This is a genomic window from Herbaspirillum lusitanum P6-12, assembly GCF_000256565.1.
In the GTDB taxonomy this organism is placed as follows: Bacteria; Pseudomonadota; Gammaproteobacteria; order Burkholderiales; family Burkholderiaceae_D; genus Herbaspirillum; species Herbaspirillum lusitanum.
This window is the reverse complement of the sequence record NZ_AJHH01000060.1, coordinates 1-1644: the sequence shown is the minus strand read 5'-3', so window position 1 is coordinate 1644 and position 1644 is coordinate 1. Positions and strand designations below refer to the sequence as shown.

Here is a 1644-nt window from a genome sequence, read left to right as displayed (position 1 = left end):
AAGCGCTGGCCGCAACTGACGCAGGCACCTACGGCCATCCGGCCGGCGACGTCTGCCTGCAAAAGATCGGCAAGCTGATCAAGATGAATCGTCCGGGCGACCTGTCGGCGCGCTACGGCGGCGAGGAATTCGCCATCCTGCTGCCCAACACCGATCTCAAGGGCGCCATCAGCGTGGCCGAAAAAATCTGCGCCGGCGTGCGCGCACTCAATATCCCGCACGGCAAGAATCCGACCGGTATCGTGACGGTCAGCGTCGGCGTACAGGCCAGCGTGCCGACCAAGACCTGCAATCTGCTGGACCTGGTCAGCGCCGCAGACAAGGCGCTCTATACCGCCAAGGCGCGCGGTCGCAACCAGGTTTGCAGCGCAGACGACGACATCCCGGCTGCTTTTGAACCGGGATGAGGTCGCCGCCACTGCATCATTGAATTACCGAATCAATTTCCTGACTGAAGTCGATCAGCGATGTTCCAGCATCGCCACCGCCGCTTTGCGCGCCTCCTGTTCCGCCGATTTTTCATCGGGGAATACGGTATCGATCAGCACGCGCTGCGAGGGAAACACGGGATTGCGATGCATGGGATTGGCCGACGGGCCGAAGATCGCCACGTTGGCGGCCCAGTCGCCGTGGTCGGTCGGCAGTTTGACGCCCGAATACTCGACTTCATAGTCGCCCAGCTGTTCGATCGGCATGATGGTCTCCTTTGGATGACTAGTGGACGTTGCCATCCTTGGTGCGATCGTTCAGATGGCTGATGGCGTAGCCCTTTTCACCGATCTGCTGGAAGGCGTCGTCAGGGTCGAGCGTGAAATGGGCCTTGCCGGTACGCTCGAAATCCACGTCCAGCTCATGCACCAGCCATTCGGTGCTGGCCACTTCCTGAGGCAAAGGTCTTTCATGCGGCACCACCAGATACGAACAGAGATCGTTTTCTTCGGTTCTTTTGTAGACATCCACTTTCATTGTTTCTCCCTTGCCGGTTTGCCAAGCACTATCGGATAAATCTCGAATGGAGCACTAGCTTTTTTGCCCGCATCTTTTTGTGGGACTAGGGTAAAAATCTTTAGTTCAACCCCATTTTTCTTCTATATCCGCCCCCTCTTTTCCGGGATTTCCACGCGGGCCACGCACATTGGCGGCCGCCTTCTTCACCATAGAACATTTGCATCGATTTATCTGCAAATGCCGCAGATTCCTGATTATGGAATAATGCCGTCACTGCCGGACCAGCCGGGAACATGGGAGAGCAAGCTGAACCGCATCGAGCAACTGAGGATTTTCTGCATGGCTGCGGAAAGCGCCAATTTCCGCGAAGCAGCGGTGCGCCTGGGCATCTCGCCGCAGGTCGTGACGCGCGCCGTCAAGGAACTGGAAGCTGCCTTCGGCGAAGTGCTGTTCCACCGCAACACGCGCCAGGTGCGCATCACCGCCTTCGGCGAACGGCTCATGCATCGCGCACGCTTGTCGATCAACGCACTCGACGATTTGTTTCTTGACAACAATCATCGCAACGACGAAATCCTGAGCGGCGTGGTTCGCATCACTGCGCCAAGCACGCTGGCGCACACCTACCTGCTGCCGGTCATCAACCGCATCGCGCGCCAGCATCCGGACATCACCCTCGACCTGCGCCTGTCCGAA

The 1644-nt window shown here is 58.3% G+C and carries 4 protein-coding genes; 2 read left to right on the top strand and 2 right to left on the bottom strand.

Translation table 11 applies throughout. The annotated features are described in order from the left end of the window. On the top strand, positions 1-407 hold a 407-nt coding region (locus tag HLUSI_RS0102355; protein WP_029363030.1), incomplete at its 5' end, for a GGDEF domain-containing protein. 54 nt (positions 408-461) lie between these two features. On the opposite strand, the gene HLUSI_RS0102350 is transcribed toward HLUSI_RS0102355, so the two are convergent. Both HLUSI_RS0102350 and HLUSI_RS0102345 read right to left on the bottom strand, forming a co-directional pair. Beyond that, a complete protein-coding gene (locus HLUSI_RS0102350; RefSeq protein ID WP_016832450.1) occupies positions 462-695 on the bottom strand; it encodes a hypothetical protein in 234 nt (77 codons plus the stop codon). A 19-nt stretch (positions 696-714) separates the two neighbouring features. Further along, positions 715-966 carry a DUF6139 family protein gene (locus tag HLUSI_RS0102345; protein WP_016832449.1) on the bottom strand — a complete coding sequence of 84 codons (252 nt, stop codon included), beginning with the start codon at positions 964-966 and terminating at the stop codon, positions 715-717. Positions 967-1212: 246 nt separating this feature from the next. Between HLUSI_RS0102345 and HLUSI_RS0102340 the strand changes: the two genes are divergently transcribed. Beyond that, positions 1213-1644: LysR family transcriptional regulator (locus HLUSI_RS0102340; RefSeq protein WP_016832448.1), on the top strand; the 432-nt coding region annotated here is incomplete at its 3' end.